The following is an 18827-nucleotide window of genomic DNA, read 5'->3' on the forward strand; positions in this document are numbered from 1 at the left end:
ATTTGTAATGACATCTAGAAGAGATTTTCTTAAAAAAGCTGGGTTGATTTCTGCTGCTTTTGCAGTTCCCGCTCTTAATGTGAATGGAAATACCACACAATCCAAAATGCGTTTGAAGAATACCAAGATTGCAGTGGATGATCGGTGGGATGTTATTGTAATTGGTGGAGGACCTGCTGGATGTACTGCTGCGATATCTGCAGCCCGGGAGGGAGCTAAGACTTTGCTGATTGAGGCAATGGGACAACTTGGCGGTATGGGAACAGCAGGTATGGTTCCGGCATGGTGTCCGTTTTCTGACGGCGAAAAGATTATTTATCGAGGTTTGGCGGAAAAGATATTCGAGGCATCAAGAAAAGGAGTGCCTCATGAGAGAAAGCAAAAACTGAATTGGGTGAATATAAATCCTGAATATTTGATGCAGGTTTACGATCGGATGGTCGCTGAATCGGGGGCAAAAGTCCTTTTCTTTTCGAGGGTTGCTGCTGTTGAGATGTCAGCTGATGATACGGTAGATGCTATCATCGTAGCAAATAAATCCGGGCTTGTTGCATTCAAAGCAAAAGTCTTTATTGATGCGACGGGAGATGGAGATGTGGCTACCTGGGCAGGTGCTTCATTTAAAAAGGGAGGTGAGGATGGTATACTGCAAAGTTCTACTTTGTGTTTCTCGTTTGCCAATGTCGATAGCTATAACTACAATCTCATAGGTCCTTCATTGCATACGAGTAACAAAAATAGTCCTATCTTTGACGCGATTAAGTCCGGAAAATATCCATTGATAGGCAGACATTTCAATAGTAATCTGATCGGTCCGGATGTGGTACAATTTAATGCAGGACACATTGATAATGTTGATTCGACCGACCCATGGGCTACTACACGGGCGATGGCTACCGGTAGGCAAATTGCTGAACAATACTTGGAGGCACTGAAAGAACTTCAGCCTAAAACTTTTGGTAGCGCTTTTGTTGTAAAGACTGCCTCCTTGTTGGGGGTTAGAGATAGTCGTCGGATTGAAGGGGATTATACGTTTACTTTCCAAGATTGGCTGGAGCGTAAAACATTTGAAGATGAGATCGGACGTAATTGTTACTATATTGATGTTCATAAACCGGGGCATAAAGAGACGCGTTACAAAAAAGGCGAATCTCATGGAATTCCTTATCGTTGCTTGACTCCTAAAGGTATGAAGAATCTATTGACCGCCGGACGCTGTATTTCTACTGATGAGGAAGCTTTTGGAAGCTTACGAGTGATGCCACCTTGTCTGGTGACTGGTGAAGCTGCCGGAATGGCTGCGGTACATGCTATCAAACAAACAAAGAATGATGTTCATAAGATTGATGTAGGTTTTCTACGCAAAAGATTAAAAGAAGAGGGGCAATATTTCTTATAAATACATTAGGGATGAATTTTATGGGATGTTCCTCTTGACAAATCCTTTTAAATGTTGTATCTTTATAGTCCGGAAGAGAGCTTAAACCTTGTAAATAACAGATAAAAGAATATGAAATTGATGGCTTGAATGGTATAATATTATAACAAATCTGGACGCGCTCCCTAATAAATATTGGGAAGGATATACCGGATATAGGCAAAAAGGCTGCAAATTTTATGAAATTTGCAGCCTTTTTGTTGTAAAAGATGGATCTATAAACTCGGAAATCCAGTGGCAGAGTTTCTAATAAAATCAGATACCGTTCTTAATAAACTACTCAAAAGTTTATTAAAAACGTACTATTTGTTTATGTGGAAATTTGTTTGTTTTTTATAAAATCTTAAATTGGCGTTTAGAACATTCTTTGTTGAAGATAACTATACTTTACAATTTGAAAAGTAATCAAACGAAACAACAGCTTTCCTGTTGGCTAAATTTATACATGAAGTTCCAGAACGAACCGTGTTCCTTTCGTATAATTCGTATCCAGTGTCAGGCTTCCGTTCATCTTGGCAGCAATTAGTGAACAGATCGGTAATCCTAGTCCATCTCCTGTAGTCAGGTCTTTCACTTCTGTGAAAGGTTTGAAGAGATTTTCCTGTTGCTCTGCCGGAATTCCAGTTCCTGTATCCGTAACGATGAATTGGTGCGTGTGCGCTCCCCGTTTCTTGAATTCGAGACTGATACGACCCTGGTCGGTGTAGAAAGCGGCATTTTTCAGTAAATAGAGAAGAATGCGTTCCAATTGTTCCTCGTTTGTCTTTACCTGAAGTTTTGGTGCATTGACTGAAGATGTGACATCCTGTTTTATGTATTCTTTAACTTTATCCATCACATTCTCACAGAAAGTTCCCACGTTGATTTCACTTAGTTCATAAAACTCGGTTAATGAGTTTTCCAAAGATGACAGTTCTTGAATGTCATCACTGAATTTCTTCAAAGCTGCGACTTGTCCCTGCATTTGGGCCGCTTCTTGAGGAGCCTTTTGTGACAGTTCTTCGGCTGAAGTAGCCAGCGTATTCAGGGTAGGCTCCATTTGCGAAGATATATTCTGTATGAATTTGGTTTTTAGTTCATTGTGTTCATTGGCAATTTTCACACTTTTCTTTAATTTACGATTGTTGGCGATGAATCGTAGCAATATCACAGCCAGTATTGCCAGGCCGGCTACCAATATGACTGCCAGCACACAGAGACCTATGATTATATATTGCTTGGCAGATAGTGAGTCGTCCTTTTCCTGTATGGTCAGTTGGCTTTCGTCATATTTTCTCTTCAGTACATTTAGTTCGTCTTGTGCGGTTAATGCTTTTACCGAGTCTGTCCAGACAATGAAGCTTTCGTAAGTGCGTTCCATCAGTGGAGCATTGTTGCCTTTCCGTGCAATACTGATAAGGTTCTTGTAGCAATCGCTCACCTTGGCATAGTCTTTCTTTTCTTTATATTGGTTGATAAGTTTGCGGAAACAGGCATCGCCTTGTGTGCTTTGGTTGAAAGTATAATAATAGTTGGCTTTTGTATACAGCAGTACCTCCGTTAGGGAGTCATTCTTTGCAAGATTAGCCATTTCTTCCAGTTTGTCCAACTGAGTCTTTGCTTGTGCGGGATTTTTCAGTGCGGTGTACATCTGCAATCGTTCCTTGTTTATAAGGAAACGCAGGTCATAAAAGACTTTCTTTTTATTCTGTTCTCCCGTCCATAGAAGCTGCTCCATGTCACGGCAAAGCTCGAATCCCTCTTTGTAAAAGTTCTCTCTGACGTATAAAGCATTAGCCTGAACGCCACATTCTATTGCTTGTGGATAGTTTTCGCGGCTTGCAAATGCTTCGTATGCTTTTTTGAATAAGTAACGTGCTTTGATGTAATCTTTTTGATTAAGACTGCTTTGTGCTTGTTTTTTTAGTTCTGTGGCTCTGTCTTGGGGAGTTTGCGCATAAGCTATTATGCTCAAACAAAATATCATTAAAAGACTTGTTATTGACGTTTTCATATTTATTGCATATTTGTTTGTCACAAATGTAAAACAAATATATGAAAAAAGATAGTGTTATCGATGAAATAATTCTATTCTGTTTCTATTCATTATTATTATCCTGCCCAGTTCTCTCTGTCGAGATTCCGATAGCTGATGGCTTCTGCCAAATGACTAGGAAGTATTTGTTCTACTCCTTCCAAATCAGCGATTGTACGGGCAACTTTTAAAATCCGGTCGTAGGCTCGGGCAGACAAATTGAATCGTTCCATTGCGTTTTTTAGCAATGCGAGTCCTTTCTCATTCGGTTGAGCATACATTGCAAGCTGTTTGCTGTTCATTTGTGCATTGCAATAAATTCCGGCATATTCGGTGTATCGTCTTTCCTGCAGTTGACGGGCTTTTATCACTCGTTGCCGGATGATATTGCTCGGTTCTCCCTGCCTTTGATCGGAAATCTTATCAAAAGGTACAGGAACGATCTCTATTTGAATATCAATCCGGTCTAATAATGGACCGGATATCTTATTCAAGTACTTTTGGACTTGCCCAGGACTGCATACACATGCTTTTGTCGGATGGTTATAATATCCGCAGGGACATGGATTCATGGATGCGATCAGCATCAGATTGGCCGGATAACTGATAGTGCTTTTGATGCGGGAAATGGTGATTTGACGGTCCTCCAATGGTTGGCGCAATACTTCTAGCACTCCTCGGTTGAATTCCGGTAACTCATCTAAAAAAAGTACTCCATTATGTGCCAGACTGATTTCTCCCGGTTGTGGAAAACTACCTCCACCAACCATCGCCACTTGGGAAATTGTGTGGTGTGGGTCGCGGAATGGACGCTGGGAAATCAATGAGGACCCGCGTTTCAGTTGTCCGGCAACTGAATGTATCTTGGTGGTTTCTAAACTTTCACCCAGTGAAAGAGGAGGAAGAATGGAAGGAAGGCGTTTGGCCATCATTGATTTACCGCTGCCCGGAGCGCCTACCATTATTAAATTATGTCCTCCGGCTGCCGCAACTTCTAGTGCCCTTTTTACATTCTCTTGTCCTTTTACGTCTGCAAAATCCAGTTCACAGTTAGTCTGCTGTTGATAGAATTCTTCCCGTGTATTGACAACAGTCGGCTCTAATTCGCGTTCATTATTGAAGAACTCGACGACCTCCTTGATATTACTGACTCCATATACTTTTAATTGATTGACAACAGCAGCTTCCCGTGCGTTTTGTTGGGGAATGATTAGTCCTTCGAAACCATCCTCGCGAGCTTTGATAGCAATGGGAAGCGCACCTTTGATAGGTTGGATGCTTCCGTCCAGACTTAGTTCGCCCATTAGCAAATAGCGGGAAAACTTCTCGGAAGAGATGGTTTCGCTAGCTCCTAATAATCCGATGGCAAGAGGCAAGTCATAAGCTGAACCCTCTTTTCGAATGTCAGCAGGTGCCATGTTGACTACTATATTGCTGGTGGGCATTTTATAACCATTCACCAGTAATGCGGAGATGATGCGTTGATGGCTTTCTTTGACCGCAGAATCCGGAAGGCCGACGAGATAGAACATACAGCCGCGCGAGCTGTTGACTTCGATTGTTATGAGTGTTGCATCAATCCCTTGAACAGCCGCTCCGAATACTTTAATTAACACGTTTGATTACTGGTTATTTTTTCTTCTTATTGTCTTGTTTTTCCTTTTCTTCAGCAGCTGTAACTACTTCTTCAATCTTCTTTTTCAACTGTTCTCCTTTGAGGTTTTTCGCTAGAATCTTACCGTCTGCCGACAGAAGAATGTTGCTGGGAACTTCTTTGATGGCATATTGTTTGGCAACTTCGGAATTTAGCCCGCCAAAATCACAGACTTGTTCCCAATTGAGCGTATCACGTTTAATAGCATCCTGCCATTCTTTCTTGTCCATGTCAAAGGAGACCCCGAGCATAGCGATGTGTTTGTTCTTTTTGTACTTTTGATAAAGTTCTTTTAATTCGCTATTGCTTTGATGATTAGAAATACTATCTGTCCATGAGGCCCAGAAGTTGATTAACAGATTCTTCTTTTTGAGATCTTCGGATGAACGGGTAATTTTCTCTCCTTTTATATTAGGAAGGCTGAAAAACGGAGCATATTTGCCTATCTCTGTCTTTTCGGACAAGGAAATGGCTTCATTCAGTTGCTCGATGTATAGCTTGTCTTGCAGTATTCCTGTCATGACTTCAATTAATTTCTTTATCTTGTTGAAATCAGGAGAGTCTTTCTGCACAAAGTATTTATCCAACAGGTAAAGACTGACAAAAGAAGAATGATGTGCCGTGATGAATTCTTCCGCCTTTTGCTCTAAATCTTTTTCGGAAGGGTTGTTTAAACTACCCAGTTCTTTCTGAAAGGCTGTGAACTCTTCATTATATTTATTCCCGTTAATGTCCAGAAATTCGAGGTGGTCTATATTTCCTTTTATCTTGATTTGGTTTCCTTTATCGAGGAAGATCGGATATTCTATCTGGTTATCAATCAGCAGATAGGCCGAAGTTATGGTGTCTATGGAGGTGGTGTAAGAGAATTTGTCTCCTTTCGCGAAAATAGTATCTATCCGATCAAAGGATTCGTCCATTCCGTACAGGTAGAGCGTATCTGTACCCAGTCCCTTGATTTCCCCGGTTATGCTTGTTTTCTTAGAGGATTTGCCACAACCGCACAGACAGATGATTATAAGGATTAAAATGCTGCTCTTTTTCATTGCTTTGAATTCTTTTCTGCGAAAGTACGGTTTTTACGGATAAAAAAAAAGAATTGCCCGTCATTTATAATGACAGGCAATTCTTAATATTTAAAATAGAGGATAATTCTCTTATTTAATGATGTTCATGAAATCTGCATTTGTGAAGTATTTTGCAAATTCCAAGTCAGTAGCTGCTTTCTTAGCTAATGACGAATCTTTAGCAACTGCGCTCTTTAAGCTGCTTGTTACCATAGAAGAATTGTTAGTTCTAGCACCTAAAACTGCCATCAGGTAGTCAGTGTAAGCATCCGGTCTTGTTACGTTAGCCAATGTGTTTTTAGCTTTGTTGTAGTCCTTAGCAAGGATTTGAGCCAAAGCAGCACTGTTAGTCTTAGAGTCACCGAATGAGTTAACTGCTCTTTCATATTGACCTTGAGCGATGTACAGGTTACCCATAGATTCGCCAAGTTCTTTTGTTCCGGCAGCTTTACCGAAGTATGCTTCTGCAGCAGTTTTGTCACCCTTCATCAAAGAAACCAAACCTAAGTTCATGTTAACTTCAGGAGTAGCATTAACACTGGCAGCTTTCTTGAAGTAAGATTCAGCTTTGTCAATGTTACCAGCCTGGTAAGCTAATTTACCCAAGTTGTTGTAACCACGGTAATCGTTCGGGAATTGTTTGGTAGCTTGAGTATAGATAGCTTCTTGTTTAGCAGGATCGCTAGTCAGTGTAGCAGCATACAGCAATTCTTCTACATTCAGTTCAGAAGGATTAGAAGAAGCCAGTTTAGTGATTTCTTCGTCAGACTTACCGATGATTTCATAGTTCAAAGTCAAACGAGAACGACGCAACTGAGGAAGAATAGTGTTAGCCAATTCTTTGTATACAGCAGAGATGTTTTTGATTTCGCTTTCTCTTTGAGCAGGGTCTTGATACATTGCAATAACGCGGAGGATCAACTCTTTGTCTTGGATGTTAGATTTAGAAACCAGTTCTTGGAAACCTTCCCAGTCCTGTGCAGTATATTTAGCATCGATCGGAGCGTCGATTTTTGCTTTCTTCAGGTCTTTGCTCAACAGCTTGGTTGTGTTGTTTTCGCGGTTTTCAGCAAGAGTAGTATTCAAGCTTACACCACCATCAGGAGAAGCGTATGCAGAAACTTCGATGTTGCTGATCTTCTTGTTAGCAGCTTCGTTTACGTTAGCTACTTCTTTGTTGAATTCTTTAGCAGTCTTCAACTCGCTGGAACGAATGTTAGCTTGTTGGATCAAGAACATGATGTTAGCATCGTGTTTTTCTTTGATAATACGTTGGAAAGCGTCTTCGCCCAATGCAGGGTTGGCGTTACCTAATGTATTGTTTACTAATTCAGAAGTAGAGATTACACCATCAGCAATTTTCACAGCAGGAATAGTAACTACTTTCTTACCGATAGTAGCTTTGAATTCCAGGTACAATTCAGACTTAGCCATTTCCGGAACATAGTCGAAAGAAGTTTTCATAGTGTAGCTACCGCCCATCTTGTAAGAGATAGTCTGGTCGTTACCTTCCACTTTTTCGCCTTGGAAAGTAGCTGGTTGGCCTTTAGCTTCGCCGCCATTCCATTTCAAAACCGGAGTAACTTCTACAACCGCTTTCTTGTTGAAATACTTTTCAGGAAATTTACCATTGATGGTCGCAGGAACTTTACCACCTACTGCCTCCAGCACTTGCGGAGTAACAGTGAAGTAATCAGCTGATAATTCACCCATTTTTTTGCTGCAAGAAGAGAATAATGCAACAACCATTGCCATGAGTAAAGGCAAGTACAACTTCTTAGTCATTTTAGGTATAAATTAAATGTTTGTAATTGAAATATCGTCTATTTGTCAACCTCCTTCTGCTCGCACAGAAAAAGTAACGCAAAGATATTAATTCTTAATATAAATATATAGATAAGGGGCTGATTTTATCATAATTTAATGAAATAACTCCTCTTTTTCTTTCCGGTACTTGATATTTCGCGGGTGATGCTCAATAATCTCACTACGAAGCATGTTGCGGTCAATGTGTGTATAGATTTCCGTTGTCGCAATAGATTCATGTCCGAGCATGCATTGAATGGCTCGCAAATTGGCTCCACCTTCCAGTAAATGAGTGGCGAAGGAATGCCGGAAAGTGTGCGGACTGATGTTTTTGGTAATGCCTGCTTTTTCCGCTAATTCTTTTATCATGTGAAAGATCATAATCCGGGAAAGGGCTTTGCCTCTCCGTTGGCTGACGAAAACGAAATCCTCATGCCCTTTTTTTACTTCAATTTGGTTACGGTCTGGTATGTAAAGTTTTATTTCATTAATGGCTCGTGGAGAGATGGGGACGAGGCGCTGTTTGCTTCCTTTTCCTTCTACTTTGATAAAACCTTCATCAAAATAAAGGTCGGACAGCTTGAGGGTGACAAGCTCCGATACGCGAAGTCCGCAACTGTATAATGTCTCTAAAATAGCTCTGTTTCGCTGTCCTTCGGTTTTGCTGCGGTCAACGGCAGAGATGATCCGGTCAATTTCCTCCACGGTCAGTACTTCAGGAAGTTTAAAGCCTATTTTAGGTCCTTCTAATAACTCACTGGGGTCTGCTTCCAGGTAGTCTTCAATAATGAGAAAACGGAAGAATGATTTGATTCCTGATAAGATGCGGGCCTGTGAACGGGGGTGAATGCCAATATCGTGTAATCCGGCTGCAAAATGTTGAAGATCAGATAAACATACGTCTAGTATCCCTACCTTTTCCTGCTCCAAAAAGTTTATCAGTTTGTCCAGATCCGTAAGATAGGCATCCAGCGTATTAGGAGATAAAGACTTTTCCAGTTTGAGATACTGCTGATACTTCCTGATTATCACCTCTTGTTGTTCCTTCTTCTTCTTTTTTTCGTTGATTTCCATTTCTTTTTTCTACCTTTGCACCTTGAAATATTGTTCTTTGGATACAAAGGTATATAAAAAACAGGATTGCGCGATGAAGATACAAATTATTAATGGCCCGAATATTAATCTGTTGGGTAAGCGTGAACCTTCCATTTACGGAAGCGTTACATTTGAAGATTACTTGGCTGATCTTCGCAAAAGATACGTTGACGTGGAGATCGACTATTTTCAATCGAATATTGAGGGTGAAATGATAGACTGCATACAGCGGGTAGGATTTGATGTGGATGGCATCATTCTGAATGCTGGTGCGTATACACATACTTCCATAGCCTTGCAGGATGCTATTCGCTCTGTGACGTCTCCGGTGATTGAGGTACATATTTCCAATGTGCATAATCGGGAGTCTTTCCGACACGTATCGATGATTGCTTGTGCCTGCAAGGGAGTGATTTGTGGCTTTGGGTTGAATTCGTACCGTTTGGCCTTGGAAGCTTTGTTAGATAGATAATAAATAAGGTAATATAATATATAATAGGTAGAAAGACTATGTTATTGAAACAGACTAAAATTGTGGCTTCCATCTCGGATAGACGTTGCGATGTGGATTTTATAAAACAGTTGTTTGAAGCTGGGATGAATGTGGTGCGTATGAATACAGCGCACGCTAGCCGTGAAGGTTTTGAAGCTTTGATTGCAAATGTACGTGCTGTGTCCAACCGTATTGCGATCTTGATGGATACAAAAGGTCCGGAAGTTCGTACGACGGCTAATGCAGAACCAATTCCATATAAGACAGGTGATAAAGTAAAGATTGTAGGTAATCCGGATTTGGAGACAACCCGTGAATGTATTGCTGTTTCATACCCGAACTTTGTGTCCGATCTGAATATCGGTGGTATGATCCTGATTGACGATGGTGATCTGGAACTGGAAGTTATTGATAAGACTAACGATTATTTGTTGTGTGAAGTCAAGAACGATGCTACTTTGGGAAGCCGTAAGAGCGTAAATGTTCCGGGTGTTCGCATTAATCTTCCGTCATTAACGGAAAAAGACCGTAACAATATTCTTTATGCTATTGAAAAGGATATTGATTTTATCGCTCATTCTTTTGTACGCAATCGTCAGGATGTGCTTGATATACGTGAAATTCTGGATGCTCATAATAGTGATATTAAGATTATTGCTAAGATTGAGAATCAGGAAGGGGTAGATAATATTGATGAAATTCTGGAAGTGGCAGATGGTGTAATGGTGGCCCGTGGTGACTTGGGTATTGAAGTTCCACAGGAACGTATCCCGGGAATCCAGCGTGTATTGATTCGCAAATGTATTTTGGCAAAGAAGCCGGTAATCGTGGCTACTCAGATGCTCCATACGATGATAAATAACCCTCGTCCGACTCGTGCGGAAGTGACTGATATTGCTAATGCAATCTACTATCGTACAGATGCATTGATGTTGAGTGGGGAAACTGCTTATGGTAAGTATCCGGTAGAGGCAGTGAGAACAATGACTAAGATTGCTGCCCAGGCTGAAAAAGATAAATTGGAGGAAAATGATATCCGTATTCCATTGGATGAGAATAGTAATGATGTTACGGCATTCCTTGCTAAACAGGCAGTGAAGGCTACCTCTAAACTAAAAATACGTGCCATTATTACTGATAGCTATAGCGGACGTACTGCCCGCAATCTGGCAGCTTTCCGTGGAAAGTATCCGGTGTTGGCTATCTGTTATAAAGAAAAGACGATGCGTCATTTGGCTTTGTCTTATGGTGTGGAAGCTATCTATATGCCGGAATTAGCTAACGGACAGGAGTATTACTTTGCAGCATTGCGCCGTTTGTTGAAAGAAGGTCGTTTACAGCCTTCTGATATGGTTGGTTATTTGAGTAGTGGTAAGGCGGGAACGAAAACATCATTCCTCGAAATTAATGTAGTGGAAGATGCTTTGAAGCATGCAGAGGAGACTGTATTACCTAACAATAACCGCTATCTGTAATTTGTAAAGATTAGTTTTATGCAGGAAACCGAATTGATAGACGAATATATTTTGCAGCATATTGATCCCGAGAGCGATTACTTGAAATCGCTCTATCGAGATACGCATGTAAAGCTCCTTCGTCCTCGTATGGCTTCTGGGCATTTGCAGGGACGGATGCTGAAGATGTTTGTAGAAATGATTCAGCCTCGTCAGATATTGGAAATCGGAACGTATAGCGGTTACTCTGCCCTTTGTTTGGCGGAAGGTCTGCCGGAAGGTGGACTGTTGCATACGTTTGAGATCAATGATGAACAAGAGGACTTTACCCGTCCATGGCTGGAGAAATCACCGTTTGCCGATAAAATACGTTTTTATATAGGTGATGCTTTAGAACTTGTTCCGCGTTTAGGTGTTACTTTTGATATGGCTTTTATTGATGGCGATAAACGTAAGTATATTGAATACTACGAGATGACATTGGCGTATCTTTCCGAAGGCGGATATATCATTGCTGATAATACTTTGTGGGACGGGCATGTGCTTGAACAGCCTCGCAATACGGACGCTCAAACAATTGGTATTAAAGCCTTTAATGATTTGGTAGCACAAGATGTGCGAGTGGAAAAAGTAATACTTCCTTTGCGTGACGGATTAACGATCATAAGGAAGAAAATAGTAAGTAGTAAATCGTAAAACAGTAAATAACTTTATGGAAACAACCAGACAGAATAAGATATCTCGCCTATTGCAGAAAGAGCTAAGTGAGATATTCCTGCTTCAAACAAAGTCCATGCCGGGTACATTGGTCTCTGTTAGCGCAGTTCGCATCAGTCCTGATATGAGTATTGCCCGTGTCTACCTCAGTGTTTTTCCTTCAGAGAAAGCAGAAGAGATGGTGAAGAATATCAATAACAATATGAAATCCATTCGTTATGAGCTTGGGACTCGTGTACGTCACCAGCTGCGTATCATTCCTGAACTGAAATTCTTCGTGGATGATTCATTGGATTATATTGAGAAAATAGATTCATTGCTGAAGTGAAATAACTCATTGCAGAGGTGAACTTCCCTTTTTATATAGCCAGGCGTTATCTTTTTTCAAAGAAAAAGCATAATGCTATTAATATCATATCCGGCATTTCCGTATGTGGGGTGGCTCTTGCTACACTTGCTTTGGTTTGCACTCTTTCTGTTTTTAATGGTTTTCAGGATATGGTGGCCAGCTTTTTTACGGCTTTTGATCCGCAGTTGAAAATTACGGTCCGTGAAGGAAAAGTCTTTGATGCACAAGATGAACGGATTCGTGCCGTTTGTGCGCTTCCTGAAGTGGAGGTGCTTACAGAGACGCTCGAAGAGAATGCAATGGTGCAATACAAGGACCGTCAGGCTATGGTTGTACTAAAAGGGGTGGAGGATAATTTTGAAGAACTGACGGCCATAGACAGCATACTTTATGGCGCGGGAGAATTCGTTCTTCATGATTCGATCGTGAATTATGGCGTCATGGGAGTGGAATTGGTTGCGACCTTGGGAACTGGTTTGGAGTTTGTCGATCCTCTTCAGGTATATCTTCCCAAGCGAAATGCCAAAGTGAACATGGCAAATCCCGGCGCTTCTTTTAACCGTGATTATCTGTATTCTCCAGGTGTCGTATTTGTGGTGAATCAGCAAGAATATGATGGAAAATATATTTTGACTTCTCTTGATTTTCTTCGTCAGCTTCTGGATTATACAACAGAAGTCTCTGCGATGGAATTGAAATTGAAACCTAATGTAAATACTTCATCGGTACAATCTAAAATAGAAAACATACTAGGTGATGATTTTGTTGTTCAGAATCGTTATCAGCAACAGGCAGATGTTTTCCGTATTATGGAGATAGAGAAACTAATCTCTTATTTGTTCCTCACTTTTATTTTAATGATAGCTTGTTTTAATGTGATAGGCTCTCTTTCTATGTTGATCTTGGATAAGAAGGATGATGTAGTAACTTTGCGGAGTCTTGGAGCTAGTGATAAACTCATCTCCCGAATATTTCTCTTTGAAGGACGTCTCATTTCTCTTTTTGGCGCTATTTCTGGTATTGTCTTAGGCTTAATCCTATGTTTTATCCAACAGAAATTCGGTATAATTTCATTGGGAGGCGGTGGTGGTACTTTTGTTGTAGACGCCTATCCTGTCAGCGTTCACGCTTGGGATGTCGTATTAATCTTTATCACAGTTTTAGCTGTTGGTTTTCTTTCCGTATGGTATCCTGTACGTTATCTAAGTAAGAGACTTTTATAGCTAAATGGTAATGTTTTTATTATAGCCATTTTTCTATAATTGATAACTTTTAATGCCTTTTTATGGTGTTTTATTTTCGTAATTGATACGATACTGCTATATTTGGCTCAATTTTGTTAATTGGAAATAATCTATAAATACTTCTGTGAAACTTGAGAATAATGAAATATGTAGAATAGTAGACGGCGATGAAATTGCTTTCAATCGTTTTATGGAGCATTATTCTTCGCGTTTATATCACTATACATTTGCGCTACTTGGCCAGAAGGAGTCAGCTGAAGAGATTGTGAGTGATGTTTTTTTTGAAGTTTGGAAAAATAGAAAAAGTCTGGCTGAAATTGGCAATATGAATGCTTGGATCCAGACAATCACCTATCGAAAAGCGATTTCTTTTTTGCGGAAGGAAACTGGAAAGTATGAATTGTCATTTGATGATATCGAAGATTTTATTTTTGAGCCGGTTCAATCTCCAGCCGAGGAGATGATTAGTAAGGAAGAAATGGCTAAAATTAATGACGCCATTCAACAACTTCCTCCCAAGTGTAAACATGTCTTTTTCTTAGCAAAAATAGACGGACTTCCTTATAAAGATATCGCAGATATGTTGAACATATCAGTGAAGACTATCAATAACCATATTGCTTTTGCGTTAGATGAAATTGCTAAAAGATTGAATCTGAAATCTCGCAAGAGCTAAATTTTTACTCTCCTGCTTATTAATGCCTTATTTTTTCACATAGCTAATCCTACTTTTATTTGTTTTCTAAGAAAAATGAAAAAAAAACATTTTTGACTGGGAGATTTTTTTTTTAGTTGCGTCTTTATCTATAGAACAACATTAAAAAAGGATTATGAGCTTGAAAGAATACCATCGTCTCGCAGATTTATTTAGTAAATTGAATTCTCAAGAAAATATTGAGGATGATTTTACTTCTATGCCTGATGTAGAGAAATTGAAATTCTTTTGGCAAAATTGTGCGCAGGAAAAGATTGATCCATCTTCTATCATAGAGAAGACTCAACGAAAGATGCGAAAAGATGCTATGAAGCGCAGAAAGAAATATTTCTTAGTTGCTTCAGCTTCTATTGCTGCTTCCTTTTTGATTTGCATTTCAACTATTTATTTTTTGAATCAGAATGGAAGTGTTAATTTAGACTTCCAGGCTATTGCTGAAGAAATGGATAGCCAATCTGTTGAGGAAGTGACTCTTATTACTTCCAAGGAACAGCTTAATTTGGATGAAGATGCTTTCATTAAGTATTCGAAAGAGGGGAAAGTTGCTGTCAATTCACAAGTGATAAAAGAGAATGAAGAGAAAACCAAAGAGGAACAAGAATATAACCAGCTACTTGTTCCTGCGGGGAAAAGGGCTAGAGTAGAATTGTCTGATGGGACTCGGCTGGTCGTTAACTCTCAGTCAAAAGTGATTTATCCTCGTTGTTTTAAAGGAGACATTCGTAAAATCTATGCCCAAGGAGAAGTTTTTCTGGAAGTTGCGCATGATAAGAAACATCCTTTTATAGTGGAGTCTGATGATTTTAAACTGCAAGTGTTAGGAACGAAGTTCAATATCTCGAATTATAAAGGAGGAACAACTAATATTGTATTGGTGGAAGGTGCGGTAGAAGTTACTGATAAGAATGAAAAGAAAGCACGTTTGAATCCTAATGATCTGTTGAATATAGCAAATGGTACAATTGCTTATCAGAAGCAAGTTGATGTAGCAGAGTATATTAGTTGGGTAGAGGGGATCATGTTATTGAATGGTAATGATTTGTCGCAGATCATTCAAAGACTAAGCATCTACTATGGTATATCTATTCAATGTGATCCAATTATTGGTAAAGAAAAAGTGTATGGGAAATTAGATTTGAAAGATGATATAGACGAGGTGATTGAATGTATTCAGCAAACCCTGCCATTCACGATCGAAAAAAGTGATACTAGTATATATTTAAATAAATAATTTTTTTAATTAATCTTTTAATATGTTTGCCTATGAAGAACAGACTGCCATTATGACAAAAAAAATCGGATAAATATTGCCGTATTTACCCGATAGTAATTCCCTAGTTAAATCAATAAATCCAAAATTGTTAACCTAAAAAGAAATTTTTATGGTAAAGAAAACTATTTTTTTACACTTAAAGAAAAGACTTAAGCTTTTTTGCATTATAAACGTCTTTTTTATGATTCCATTCTCTTCGTTCGGTACTAATTCTATTAGTTGGAATTCCGAAGAAGATCTATTCTCAGTACAGTATGAGAATGCTACAGTTAAAGATATTTTAGATTATATCGAAAAACATAGTAAGTATATTTTTATTTACTCTGCTAATGTTCAGAAAAATCTGAATAATAAAGTCTCCATTTCAGTTTCCAATAAGAAAATAGATGCTGTATTAAAAGAGTTGTTCTCAGAGACAGGACTGAATTATAAGATGTCGGGAAGACAAGTTACAATTTCGGTGCCAGAAGCTCCTAAAGTACAGCAAACTCCACAACAAAAGGGTATTAAGGTAACAGGTAACGTTTCAGATGAAAAAGGTGAGCCTTTGATTGGTGTAACAATCATTTTGAAAAATGATTCTACAGTACATGCATTGACAGACATGAATGGTAATTATAGTATTATTGTTCCTGAAAGAAAATCTGTACTTTCTTTTCGTTATATTGGTTTTGTTCCTAAAGAAGAGGTTGTTAATAATCGAAAGGTTGTTAATGTACAAATGGTAGAAGATGTTGGTCAATTAGATGAGGTTGTAGTGGTTGCCTATGGTGCACAAAAGAAAGAGTCTGTTGTTGGTTCTATTACAACGATTGAACCTGCTAAGTTAAAGGTTTCTACTACTCGTTCAATAAGTAATAATCTGGCAGGTACAGTTGCCGGTGTATTAGCTGTGCAACGTTCTGGTGAACCGGGATATGATAACTCTTCTTTCTGGATTCGTGGTATTAGTACATTCCAGGATGCTGGACAAAACCCATTGGTTTTGATTGATGGTATAGAACGCGATTTGAATAATATTGATCCTGAAGAGATAGAATCTTTTTCTGTGTTGAAAGATGCTGCTGCAAGTGCTGTTTATGGAGTGCGGGGAGCTAATGGTGTTATTTTAATTAATACAAAACGCGGACAAGTTGGTAAACCTCGTGTGACTGTAAAGGCTGAATTTGCAGCTACACAGCCAGTTAAACTTCCCGAGTATTTGGGTGCGGCAGATTATATGCAGGTTTTGGATGATATTTTGATGGATACAGGACAACAGCCTAAATATACAGATCGTATTGCAAAAACTCGTGCAGGTTATGATCCTGATTTATATCCGGACGTGAATTGGATGGATGCAATTGCAAATGATTATGCTTCGAATCAGCGTGTAACAGTAGATATTTCTGGTGGTACAGAGACATTACGTTATTCTTTTGTTGCTGCTGCGTATAATGAACGTGGTATTTTGAAACGTGATAAAAGTTATGATTGGGATCCTACTATTAAATTGCAACGTTATAACGTTCGTTCTAATGTGGATTTGAAATTAAGTCCTACTACGCAATTACGTTTTAATATTGGTGGATATTTGCAAGATAGAAATTCTACAACGAAAGATATATCTCAAATTTTCCAGAAAGCGTTTGTTGCTGTTCCTCATGCTTTCCCTGCACAATATTCCAGTGGGCAGATACCGACAACAGAGGAGCCAAACGTTTGGGCATGGGCTACTCAAAGTGGATATAAAAGAAGAAGCGACAGTAAGATTGAAACACTGTTTTCTGTAGAACAAGATTTGAAATTCTTACTTCCGGGATTGAAAGTAAAAGGAACATTCTCATTTGACAGGTTTTCTTCAGGTACTGTTTCTCGTGGAAAGACACCGGATTATTATGTGCCTGCTACAGGACGTGATGATGAAGGTAATTTGATTATAGCATCAAAATCCAATGGTACTAATTTCCTGGATTACTCAAAAAGCGGTGATTATGGAAATAAGAGCGTATATATGGAAGCTACTTTGTCTTATGACCGTACATTCGCCGAGAAACATTCTGTTGCTGCAATGTTATTGTTTAATCGTCGTAATTATGATGATGGAAGCAAGTTGCCTTACCGTAATCAGGGATTGGCAGGACGTGCATCTTATACCTATTCGGGTAAATATGTAGGTGAATTTAATTTTGGCTATAATGGTTCTGAGAATTTTGCCAAAGGCAAACGTTATGGCTTTTTCCCTTCAGGAGCCATTGGTTGGATTGTATCGGAAGAGGCATTTATGCAACCGTTGCGTAAGGTCATATCTAAATTGAAATTGCGTGCATCCTATGGTCAGGTAGGTAATGCTAATTTAGGTGGACGCCGTTTTGCATACCTTTCTACAATTACCGATGACTATGATACATTAAACATGTATAAATGGGGATTGGATAGCAGTTATGGCTTAACTGGTATGGCAGAAGGCGAGTTTGCAGTACAAGATTTGACATGGGAGATTGTTAATAAGATGAATTTGGGGGTTGAGCTAGGTTTCCTGAATGGTATGATTGATTTGCAATTAGACTATTTCGATGAACGCCGTAAAGATATATTTATGCCACGTGAGTCTGTTCCAATGACAGCTGGATTTATGAAGCAGCCTTGGAAGAATTTTGGAAAAGTGACTAATCAGGGTGTAGAAGTTTCTTTAAATGTTAATAAACAGTTTGGCAAGGATTTATTTGTCAGCTTAATGGGAACATTTACCTATGCTCATAATGAAATAACAGAAAAGGATGAACCTAGTGCAGTAGTTGGTACTAACCGTGCTGAAACAGGGCATCCGGTAGGGCAATTAACTGGCTATATAGCAGAAGGTTTGTTTACGGCAGACGACTTTGGAGACGTAAGTACAGGTAAACTGAAAGAAGGAATTCCGACTCAAAGTTTTGTAGGTAAATTACGTCCGGGGGATATCAGATACAGAGATGTCAATGGTGATGGTAAAGTGGACGTATTTGATAAATCTCCAATCGGAGGAACAAAAGATCCGGAGATAGTATATGGCTTTGGACTGAATATGAAATATAAGAATTTAGATTTTGGAGCTCTCTTCCAAGGCATAGGTCGTAGTTGGAATATATTAGGATCAAGTATTATTCCGGGTGCCAATAGAGGAGTGACAGGCAATATGTTTACTAATGCAAATGATCGTTGGACTGTAGACAACCCAAGTCAGAACGTATTTTATCCGCGTTTGGATGATGGTATAAATAGTAATAATAACCAATCCTCTACGTGGTGGCTGCGGAATATGAGTTTTTTACGTTTAAAAAACATTGAACTTGGCTATTCTTTACCAAAGAATTTGTGGAGAAATACTACAGTTATATCAGGCATTCGTCTTTTCGTGAGAGGAACAAATCTTTTAACATTCTCAAAATTTGATTTGTGGGATCCGGAAGTCGAGAATACTACAGGGGCTGCGTACCCAATTATGAAATCGTTATCTGCAGGTTTTGAAATTAAATTCTAATAATAGGGC

The 18827-nt window shown here is 39.2% G+C and carries 14 protein-coding genes; 9 read left to right on the top strand and 5 right to left on the bottom strand.

What is annotated here, in order from left to right; translation table 11 throughout:
- Nucleotides 1-7 precede the first annotated feature (7 nt).
- A complete protein-coding gene (locus DWZ47_RS02150; RefSeq protein ID WP_117512195.1) occupies nucleotides 8-1399 on the top strand; it encodes an FAD-dependent oxidoreductase in 1392 nt (463 codons plus the stop codon).
- Between the two features lie 478 nt (nucleotides 1400-1877).
- Here DWZ47_RS02150 and DWZ47_RS02155 read toward each other — a convergent pair whose 3' ends face one another.
- From DWZ47_RS02155 to xerD, 5 genes are all read right to left on the bottom strand, one after another.
- Nucleotides 1878-3431: a sensor histidine kinase gene (locus DWZ47_RS02155; RefSeq protein ID WP_117512196.1), complete on the bottom strand. Its 1554-nt coding sequence runs from the start codon at nucleotides 3429-3431 to the stop codon at nucleotides 1878-1880.
- 98 nt (nucleotides 3432-3529) lie between these two features.
- Nucleotides 3530-5068, bottom strand: a complete 1539-nt coding sequence (locus DWZ47_RS02160) for a YifB family Mg chelatase-like AAA ATPase (protein ID WP_117512197.1) — start codon at nucleotides 5066-5068, stop codon at nucleotides 3530-3532.
- Between the two features lie 13 nt (nucleotides 5069-5081).
- Nucleotides 5082-6152 carry a TlpA disulfide reductase family protein gene (locus DWZ47_RS02165; protein WP_117512198.1) on the bottom strand — a complete coding sequence of 357 codons (1071 nt, stop codon included), beginning with the start codon at nucleotides 6150-6152 and terminating at the stop codon, nucleotides 5082-5084.
- A gap of 111 nt (nucleotides 6153-6263) precedes the next feature.
- Nucleotides 6264-7958, bottom strand: a complete 1695-nt coding sequence (locus tag DWZ47_RS02170; RefSeq protein WP_008642433.1) for a tetratricopeptide repeat protein — start codon at nucleotides 7956-7958, stop codon at nucleotides 6264-6266.
- Between the two features lie 135 nt (nucleotides 7959-8093).
- Nucleotides 8094-9053: a site-specific tyrosine recombinase XerD gene (xerD, locus tag DWZ47_RS02175; RefSeq protein ID WP_117512199.1), complete on the bottom strand. Its 960-nt coding sequence runs from the start codon at nucleotides 9051-9053 to the stop codon at nucleotides 8094-8096.
- 73 nt (nucleotides 9054-9126) lie between these two features.
- Between xerD and aroQ the strand changes: the two genes are divergently transcribed.
- The 8 genes from aroQ to DWZ47_RS02215 all read left to right on the top strand — a co-directional run bounded on the left by aroQ (nucleotide 9127) and on the right by DWZ47_RS02215 (nucleotide 18818).
- Entirely contained in the window at nucleotides 9127-9546 is a 420-nt protein-coding gene (aroQ, locus tag DWZ47_RS02180; RefSeq protein ID WP_032846134.1) for a type II 3-dehydroquinate dehydratase, read from the top strand.
- 38 nt (nucleotides 9547-9584) lie between these two features.
- Entirely contained in the window at nucleotides 9585-11042 is a 1458-nt protein-coding gene (gene pyk, locus DWZ47_RS02185) for a pyruvate kinase (protein ID WP_004296524.1), read from the top strand.
- An 18-nt stretch (nucleotides 11043-11060) separates the two neighbouring features.
- On the top strand, nucleotides 11061-11717 hold the full coding sequence (locus DWZ47_RS02190) for an O-methyltransferase (RefSeq protein ID WP_117512200.1): 657 nt from the start codon (nucleotides 11061-11063) through the stop codon (nucleotides 11715-11717).
- 16 nt (nucleotides 11718-11733) lie between these two features.
- Complete coding sequence (gene rbfA, locus DWZ47_RS02195; protein ID WP_004296522.1) at nucleotides 11734-12066, top strand: 30S ribosome-binding factor RbfA; 333 nt, start codon at nucleotides 11734-11736, stop codon at nucleotides 12064-12066.
- Nucleotides 12067-12083: 17 nt separating this feature from the next.
- Nucleotides 12084-13310: an FtsX-like permease family protein gene (locus DWZ47_RS02200; RefSeq protein WP_117512201.1), complete on the top strand. Its 1227-nt coding sequence runs from the start codon at nucleotides 12084-12086 to the stop codon at nucleotides 13308-13310.
- Between the two features lie 145 nt (nucleotides 13311-13455).
- Complete coding sequence (locus DWZ47_RS02205) at nucleotides 13456-14007, top strand: RNA polymerase sigma factor (protein ID WP_004296520.1); 552 nt, start codon at nucleotides 13456-13458, stop codon at nucleotides 14005-14007.
- A 154-nt stretch (nucleotides 14008-14161) separates the two neighbouring features.
- Nucleotides 14162-15277 (top strand): FecR family protein, encoded by a 1116-nt coding sequence (locus tag DWZ47_RS02210; protein WP_117512202.1) that lies wholly within the window; start codon nucleotides 14162-14164, stop codon nucleotides 15275-15277.
- 151 nt (nucleotides 15278-15428) lie between these two features.
- On the top strand, nucleotides 15429-18818 hold the full coding sequence (locus tag DWZ47_RS02215; RefSeq protein WP_117512203.1) for a TonB-dependent receptor: 3390 nt from the start codon (nucleotides 15429-15431) through the stop codon (nucleotides 18816-18818).
- Nucleotides 18819-18827: the final 9 nt, after the last annotated feature.

Origin of the sequence: Bacteroides sp. AF32-8BH, assembly GCF_003435205.1 — a bacterium.
Taxonomy (GTDB): Bacteria; Bacteroidota; Bacteroidia; order Bacteroidales; family Bacteroidaceae; genus Bacteroides; species Bacteroides ovatus.

Coding starts and splice junctions, on each gene's coding strand:
- DWZ47_RS02215 (WP_117512203.1), top strand. CDS start 15,429: ATGGTAAAGAAAACTATTTTTTTACACTTAAAGAAAAGACTTAAGCTT.
- DWZ47_RS02155 (WP_117512196.1), bottom strand. CDS start 3,431: ATGAAAACGTCAATAACAAGTCTTTTAATGATATTTTGTTTGAGCATA.
- aroQ (WP_032846134.1), top strand. CDS start 9,127: ATGAAGATACAAATTATTAATGGCCCGAATATTAATCTGTTGGGTAAG.
- DWZ47_RS02170 (WP_008642433.1), bottom strand. CDS start 7,958: ATGACTAAGAAGTTGTACTTGCCTTTACTCATGGCAATGGTTGTTGCA.
- DWZ47_RS02190 (WP_117512200.1), top strand. CDS start 11,061: ATGCAGGAAACCGAATTGATAGACGAATATATTTTGCAGCATATTGAT.
- xerD (WP_117512199.1), bottom strand. CDS start 9,053: ATGGAAATCAACGAAAAAAAGAAGAAGAAGGAACAACAAGAGGTGATA.
- DWZ47_RS02150 (WP_117512195.1), top strand. CDS start 8: ATGACATCTAGAAGAGATTTTCTTAAAAAAGCTGGGTTGATTTCTGCT.
- DWZ47_RS02165 (WP_117512198.1), bottom strand. CDS start 6,152: ATGAAAAAGAGCAGCATTTTAATCCTTATAATCATCTGTCTGTGCGGT.
- rbfA (WP_004296522.1), top strand. CDS start 11,734: ATGGAAACAACCAGACAGAATAAGATATCTCGCCTATTGCAGAAAGAG.
- DWZ47_RS02210 (WP_117512202.1), top strand. CDS start 14,162: ATGAGCTTGAAAGAATACCATCGTCTCGCAGATTTATTTAGTAAATTG.
- pyk (WP_004296524.1), top strand. CDS start 9,585: ATGTTATTGAAACAGACTAAAATTGTGGCTTCCATCTCGGATAGACGT.